Origin of the sequence: Lapidilactobacillus bayanensis (genome assembly GCF_003946695.1) — a bacterium.
GTDB lineage: Bacteria > Bacillota > Bacilli > Lactobacillales > Lactobacillaceae > Lapidilactobacillus > Lapidilactobacillus bayanensis.
Map to the genome: position 1 here is coordinate 1 of NZ_RHOX01000050.1, position 6,927 is coordinate 6,927.

The following is a 6,927-nucleotide window of genomic DNA, read 5'->3' on the forward strand; positions in this document are numbered from 1 at the left end:
TTTTTCGTCTTGGTGTCTTTTTTTGACCATTATTTGATCAATCAACATGGGTGGCTAACTTGATTATAAAATTCGCGATTAAAAATTAAGTACACAGATTATTTAAAATTCGTCAATAACAGTAATGGTTGCTTTGAGATACTTTTCAGCGATTACCTTCTTGTATGGTAATGAATATCTTGAAAGAAAGATTTCATCACCTTCACCGTTGCCCGTCCCTAATTTTTTAAAGAGATCATCTAAATAAACTCTTTCTTTATCGGCACTTTGGGATTCATCAAGATTTATCCCAATTCCTGCGAAGCCGTAATTTCCAACATTGGTCACTAAGTATTTTGTCATAGCGATAAACATTCCTTTCCATCATGTAAAAGTTGTTACTTATTTTTCAGCACATTAATTTTTAGCACTTCACTAATCCGCTCATCATTTGCACACCTTCTTTGTCGGCAACGCTGGCACCATTACTCAAAATATTAGAAAAAAGACAATTCAGTTTTTTTGATAACGACTTAAACAACTGAGCACCGAGTAAAATATCAAGATTATCATCATTACTAAGTGACGTTGGTAGCAAACTCAAGATTGTCAGCACAAAATCATCTCCAATATTGTTTTGCTTTACACAAGTAATAATATCATCTAAGATTGGTTTGGAAGCGTTATGTATGATATTTTGACATGTTGGGAGAGAAAAGCCATGAAGGAAGCGGAAATACTTAAAAAAATTCGGATCAACAAACAAGTCAGTCAAGCGCATTTGACACAAGGAGTTTGTTCAAGAAGTACACTAGCAACTTTTGAATTAAAGGAAACTTCTTATCTTTCTTCAGAATATCTATTTAAATTTTTAGAGCGTTTAAATATATCATTAGATGAGTTTTCCTACTATGTAAAGGTCGATAATGAGAAACAAACATGCCTCAATAACATTAAATATTATCGCGGTCTGAAATCAAAAGGGCTGAATGAATTAAAGCAAATTTCAGAAGAATGTTATGTTAAGTTCGCTCAAACTAATGATATTTTTTGGCTCATCTATGCATTCAAGTCAAGTGAAATGTTTCGTCAGCAAAGTGATTCCCCGTTTGTTTATCAACAATTTAAGCAGAGTAAACAACATGATTTAGAGACTTTGGAGAATTACCTGATGGAAGTTCAGAATTGGAATAGTTTTGAGTTTCGAATTTTTGGAAATATCGTTCAGTATTTGAATTCAACCTATATTCAAAGAATACTTGAATTATTACCGACTAAACTAGATTTAACTTACCCGCCTAATCATGAAATACTCATCAAAACAATTCTCAACATGGAAATTCATTTTGTCGAAATCAATGAACCTGAGCTTATGCAGAGAGTTATCGATCAAACTGCCGGCTACTTTACATACGAAAACTTACATTACAAGATTCTCAGTGTTTTTCTGACTGATTTGCTAAAAGAGCTCAATACCAATAAATATCCATGTTCAGGATATAAATATTTGCAGATTTATAAGGAGATGGGCTTCGACGATTATTACGTAACACTGATGAATTTTAGAATCCGACAACTGGGAAAAAAGCAATGATAGTTTTTTAGTATCTTTAGCCCGGTCTGAGCTTGTGAACCGAGCGAATCGCTGCTATGCGAGTAGTTTATTGGTTATACCAAAAACTCCTTCCCAAGCATAGCATATTGGATGTTCAGGCCAATGCGTCTATGAAGAGAAGGAGAAAAGGAAAGGGCAAATAAATTAAATTGTGTGATACATGCCAAACGGTAATGTAAGCGCAATATCGTCCTTACCTCAGAGTATAGAAGAAAGACGAGCTATAAACAATACCAAAAAGATTTAGTATTAATTGTTAAATGACAATACGCAGATATTGGCAACTTCGAGTATTTTTACTTCCGACCAATATCGTAATCCTGATCTTTCATTGCGGAAACGTGACCTAATAAATAACCGTTACCGACTTGAGAGAAGAAATCATGATTAGCAGTCCCTGTTGACAAGCCATTCATGACAATTGGGTTAACATCATCGGCGGTGTCTGGGAAGAGCGGATTTTGACCGAGGTTCATTAAAGCTTTGTTGGCATTGTAGCGCAAGAAAACTTTAACGTCGTCAGTCCAGCCAACATCGTCGTATAAGGCTTCTGTATAGCGCTCCTCGTTGTCGTATAGATCATAGAGTAGATTATACATCCAGTCTTGAAAGCGGGCCTGTTCGTCCTTAGAAAGCTCTTTAAAGCCAACTTGGAATTTATAACCAATATAAGTGCCATGAACAGATTCATCACGAATGATTAATTTGATAATTTCGGCAACATTGGCTAATTTATTATTGCCCAAATAATACAATGGGGTGTAGAAACCTGAATAGAATAAGAAAGTTTCCAAGAAAACACTGGCAACTTTTTTCTCTAAAGGCTTACCGTTTTGGTAAATTTGGTTAACCTTTTCGGCTTTTTTCTGAAGGAACTCATTGTGATCAGTCCAGTCGAAAATTTCATCGATTTCTTCAGCCGAACAAAGTGTGCTGAAGATTGAGGAATAACTTTTGGCGTGAACGGACTCCATGAATTGAATGTTGTTGAAAACCGCTAATTCTTGGGGTGTGCGGATATCCTTGCGCAACTGATCAATGCCATCTTGCGATTGCAAGGTGTCCAATAAAGTTAGACCACCAAAAACATGGTCAACAACGGTTTTTTCAGTGGCGCTAAGTGTGCGCCAATCGTCAAGATCATTTGATAAGGGAATCCGTGTGTCCAGCCAGAATTGCTCGGTTAGTTTTTCCCAAGTAGCTTTGTCAATCGCATCTTCAACGGCGTTCCAATTGACAGCTTTGTAATAAGTTTCGACCATAATGAACTCCTTTTAGTCATTTTTGAATTGATGAAAATTAAAACTGTTTTGTTGTACTTCTTCGCGCTTGTGCAAAGTTGCCTATTGAATATGGAGGATACCGTGGCGGCGAAAGAATACTTAGCGCTGGAACGTAGTGGGCGTTGCTTGAAGCCAATTTTTCAAATTGTCTCCAAGACAAGCCTTATTGTAGGTGATAAATCACCAACAATAATGTCACTACTGAGCGGTATTCTTTCGCCGCCACTAAACTAATAAGATAGCAACTTTGCGCAGGCGCTGAATTGATGAGTGGTTGAATTACCCCCCAATTTTGAAAAGTACAAATTTAAAGTTAAATCACACCCTCACATCTCTTTTGTCAGTGCCGGAGGAAAATCGCGGTCAGCCGCGGTATTCTTGTTAGTGGTTTACCACTTACAAGAAAGTTTGTATTTGAGACAAATCGGTCTTTGATTTGGCTCAAATCAATACTCGCAGCATTCCACCAGCGTATTTTCCGTAGGCACGAAGAAGCACCAACCATCATTTTTAGATAACGCAACTTTCGCATTCGTTGCTGCCGACTTCTTGAGCGTCGTCGGTGAAGGTTCGGACGTAGTAGATTGACTTGATACCTTGATAATAGGCGTAATTCCGCAGAATACTTAAGTCACGCGTTGTTTGTTCAGGCTCGTTCTTCCAATCATATAAGCCGGCAGGAATAGTTGAGCGAATGAAGAAAGTTAGGCTCATCCCTTGGTCGATATGTTGTTGTGCAGCTGCGTAAATATCGACTACTTTGCGCATATCGGTGTCGTAAGCTGACTTGTAATAAGGCAAGGTATTGTTATCCAGTAAAGGTGCTGGGAAATAAAGTTTGCCGTTCTTTTTTTCTGTTCGCTCTTCAATTAAGCGTGTAATCGGGTGCAAGCTGGCACTCGTATCATTGATATAAGAAATCGAGCCAGTCGGTGCTACGGCTAAACGGTTTTGATTATAAAGACCAGTTGCCTGGATTTTTGCTTTTAATGCACGCCAATCTTCAGGACCGGGAATAAAGATATTTTTAAACAAGTCCGTAATTTTAGCAGAAGTCGGGGCAAAACTTTGTTGCAGATATTTATCAAAGTAACGACCATCGGCATAAGCAGATTTTTCAAAGTTATGGAAGGTTTCCTGTCGCTCGGTGGCAATCTTGTTGCTGGCCACCAAAGTCCAATAATTTAGCAGCATGAAATAGGTGCTAGTGAATTCCAATGACTCAGGTGAACCGTACTCAATTTGCTGCTTCGCCAAAAACGTATGCAATCCCATTGCACCTAAGCCAATCGAATGACTCAACTGGTTACCGTGAGCAATTGAAGGAACGACTTCAATATTGGAACTATCTGAAATAAAAGTCAGTGTGCGGGTCATCGCTTGAACAGACTGACCAAAATCAGGACTGGCCATTAAATTTAAAATATTAGTCGAGCCCAGATTACAACTAACATCAGTCCCCATTTGCACATATTCTTGCCGGTCATTGATTGCAGATGGTGTTTGGACTTGCTGAATTTCTGAACACAAGTTACTCATAATAATTTTGCCATCGATGGGATTATCACGGTTGACCGTGTCAATGTTCAAAATATAAGGATAACCAGATTCTTGTTGCAGTTTACTAATTTCGTTTTCTAAATCGCGCGCTTGAATTTGATATTTCCTGATTTTAGGGTTAGCGATTAAATTGTCATATTCTTTGGTGATATCTACATAAGAGAAGGGAACACCGTATTCGCGTTCAACGTCATAAGGACTGAATAAGCTCATCGGTTGATTATTACAGACGAGTTCATAATATTTATCAGGCACGATTACGCCTAAGGACAAGGTTTTAACACGAATCTTTTCATCAGCATTTTCTTTTTTAGCGGAGAGAAAACTGATGATGTCTGGATGAAAGACGTTTAAATAAACGGCACCGGCGCCTTGACGTTGTCCTAACTGATTACTGTAACTGAAACTATCTTCTAATAATTTCATAACTGGTAAAACGCCACTCGACGCACCTGTAATTCCTTTAATCGGCGCACCAGCCTCGCGTAAGTTTGATAAAGTAATGCCAACACCGCCGCCGATTCGGGAAAGTTGTAGCGCACTATTGATGCCGCGGCCAATACTGTTCATGTCATCGGTGATCTGGATCAAGAAACAAGATACGAATTCACCACGACGTTTGCGACCAGCATTGAGAAAACTTGGTGTGGCAGGTTGATAACGTTGATGAATCATCTCGTCTGCTAATTGAGTTGCCAACTTTTCGTCACCATCTGCAAAATATAAGGCATTGAAAAGTACACGTTCTTCGAAGTTCTCTAAGTAAAATTCGCCGTCATTAGTTTTCATGGCGTATTGATTGTAGAATTTATAAGCGGCCATGAAAGATTTAAAAGTGAAATGTTGATCCAGTAGTTCTTGATAAAGTTGTTTAATAAATTCAGGTTGATATTTCTGAATGAAATCACTTTCCAAGTAATCTTCCGCAATTAAATGTTGGATTTTTTCAGTGATTGACGCGAACTTTTTCGTATTTGGTTCAACATTTTCTTTTAGAAAAGCAGCCAATGCTTCGCGATCTTTGTTAAGGGGAATTTGGCCGTCGATCGGGCGGTTAAGTTCGTTGTTAAGCTTGAAATAAGTGACATCATTAATGTTTAGCTGTTTTAAGCCCAAGTTGCTGCACCACCTTTTTGAAGTTTTTGACGTCGGTTGGCGTGCCGTTGAATTCGAAGTCGAAAACAACGGGAACGCCTAAACCTTGAGCGATATCTTTAGCATTATGAATATAAAGTTCATTAAAGTTACGATTACCGCCACCGGCTACACCGATTAATTGTTGGTGATTGCTGGCGTAACCCAGAAAATCAATTACCGGTTCCAACATCTCGTCGTCATAGGTGGGGACGACTAAAACGTAAGGCTCACTCATTTCGTAATAGGGATTAGCGTCGGTAATTTCATAGGCTGGTAATTCAGTTTTATCAATGAAACGCTGAGTTTGTCCAGTAATTGAGTAAAAGGCGATCGCTGTCATTAGCCAACCAACTCTCTAAGAACTGCCGGTTGAAAACCGATGATTGGCTGTGCATCTTCGCGGAAAACAATGGGGACACTCTTAAAACCTTTTTCGCGGAGGTAGTTTGCCGATTCAGGATTCTCGTCAATATTAACTTCTTGATAGCCAATTTGGTGTTCGTTTAAATAGCGCTCGGTCATTTTGCATTGCATGCAACCGTTGCGGGTATAGATTACTACTTTGTGATTAGTCATGGTCATTAACTCCTTTTTAGTCGTAGATAATGGTTAATTTGCATCGAAGGCAATTAGCATGCCATGTGTTGATTATAGCGACAAATCATTTTTAACACAACATATAGCGACTGCTGCTAGATTAATGTTCTATATTTGGTATTGCCGAACTGGTGCGCTTTTTACGTAACTGAAGTTTTTTTAAATTTTTTGATTGACTAACGTGGTCGTCCGTGGTAATTAAAAACGAAACTTTGTTAAAAATAGATATAAAAAAAGACGAAGATTAATTTCTCCATCTTTTTAAAGACTGCTGTTATTGTGTGGTATCGTGGTTAGTTCGTAGTTCTCCGCGCTTGCGCAAAGGTTGCTAATAGAACGTGCGCGTTGCCGTGGCGTCGAAGAAATACTTGGCGCTGGAACGTAGTGGGCGTCGATTTGAGCCGATTGAAGGGCAAATCGTCTCAAATACGAGCCTTAATGTAGGCAATAAATTGCCAACATTAATGTCACTACTGAGCGGTATTTCTTCGCCGCCACTTAACAAACAAGATGGCAACCTTTGCGCAAGCGCTGAATTGACGAGTGGTTAAATACCTTCCAATTTTGAGAAGTACAAATTTGCGGTTATATCATATCGTATCAGCTTGTTTGTTAGTGCCGGAGAAAAATCGCGGTCAGCCGCGGCATTCTTGTTAGTGGTTTACCACTTACAAGAAAGTTTGGTGCGCTCGGCATGATTGTTATCTAGGCGGTGAAAGTCCGCTATGAGCCGTAGTAGTCGGAATCATAAGTCGA

Annotated in this window: 9 protein-coding genes; 3 read left to right on the top strand and 6 right to left on the bottom strand. The window is 38.9% G+C overall.

The genetic code is table 11. The features are described 5' to 3' along the window. Window positions 1–102: 102 nt before the first annotated feature. Together EKM65_RS10900 and EKM65_RS10905 are read right to left on the bottom strand one after the other, a co-directional pair. Window positions 103–342: a hypothetical protein gene (locus tag EKM65_RS10900; RefSeq protein ID WP_125608409.1), complete on the bottom strand. Its 240-nt coding sequence runs from the start codon at window positions 340–342 to the stop codon at window positions 103–105. Between the two features lie 61 nt (window positions 343–403). Continuing rightward, window positions 404–595 carry a hypothetical protein gene (locus EKM65_RS10905; protein ID WP_125608411.1) on the bottom strand — a complete coding sequence of 64 codons (192 nt, stop codon included), beginning with the start codon at window positions 593–595 and terminating at the stop codon, window positions 404–406. 105 nt (window positions 596–700) lie between these two features. On the opposite strand from EKM65_RS10905, the gene EKM65_RS10910 reads away from it, so the two are divergent. After that, window positions 701–1,573 (top strand): Rgg/GadR/MutR family transcriptional regulator, encoded by an 873-nt coding sequence (locus EKM65_RS10910; protein WP_164506928.1) that lies wholly within the window; start codon window positions 701–703, stop codon window positions 1,571–1,573. A 317-nt stretch (window positions 1,574–1,890) separates the two neighbouring features. Here the strand turns inward: EKM65_RS10910 and nrdF are convergent, their stop codons facing one another. Further along, a complete protein-coding gene (nrdF, locus tag EKM65_RS10915) occupies window positions 1,891–2,856 on the bottom strand; it encodes a class 1b ribonucleoside-diphosphate reductase subunit beta (protein WP_125608415.1) in 966 nt (321 codons plus the stop codon). 102 nt (window positions 2,857–2,958) lie between these two features. On the opposite strand from nrdF, the gene EKM65_RS11385 reads away from it, so the two are divergent. Then, on the top strand, window positions 2,959–3,111 hold the full coding sequence (locus tag EKM65_RS11385; protein WP_164506929.1) for a hypothetical protein: 153 nt from the start codon (window positions 2,959–2,961) through the stop codon (window positions 3,109–3,111). A 276-nt stretch (window positions 3,112–3,387) separates the two neighbouring features. On the opposite strand, the gene nrdE is transcribed toward EKM65_RS11385, so the two are convergent. Genes nrdE through nrdH form a run of 3 tightly spaced genes read right to left on the bottom strand, consistent with a single transcriptional unit; the run spans window position 3,388 to window position 6,150 of the window. Beyond that, window positions 3,388–5,553 carry a class 1b ribonucleoside-diphosphate reductase subunit alpha gene (gene nrdE, locus EKM65_RS10920; RefSeq protein WP_125608417.1) on the bottom strand — a complete coding sequence of 722 codons (2,166 nt, stop codon included), beginning with the start codon at window positions 5,551–5,553 and terminating at the stop codon, window positions 3,388–3,390. After that, a complete protein-coding gene (gene nrdI, locus EKM65_RS10925) occupies window positions 5,528–5,914 on the bottom strand; it encodes a class Ib ribonucleoside-diphosphate reductase assembly flavoprotein NrdI (RefSeq protein WP_125608419.1) in 387 nt (128 codons plus the stop codon). The genes nrdE and nrdI overlap by 26 nt, the downstream gene beginning before the upstream one ends. Beyond that, window positions 5,914–6,150, bottom strand: coding sequence for a glutaredoxin-like protein NrdH (gene nrdH, locus EKM65_RS10930; RefSeq protein WP_225420463.1), 237 nt, complete (start codon window positions 6,148–6,150; stop codon window positions 5,914–5,916). The genes nrdI and nrdH overlap by 1 nt, the downstream gene beginning before the upstream one ends. Before the next feature lie 371 nt (window positions 6,151–6,521). Between nrdH and EKM65_RS10935 the strand changes: the two genes are divergently transcribed. Further along, on the top strand, window positions 6,522–6,722 hold the full coding sequence (locus tag EKM65_RS10935) for a hypothetical protein (protein ID WP_125608423.1): 201 nt from the start codon (window positions 6,522–6,524) through the stop codon (window positions 6,720–6,722). The last annotated feature ends 205 nt before the right edge of the window (window positions 6,723–6,927 follow it).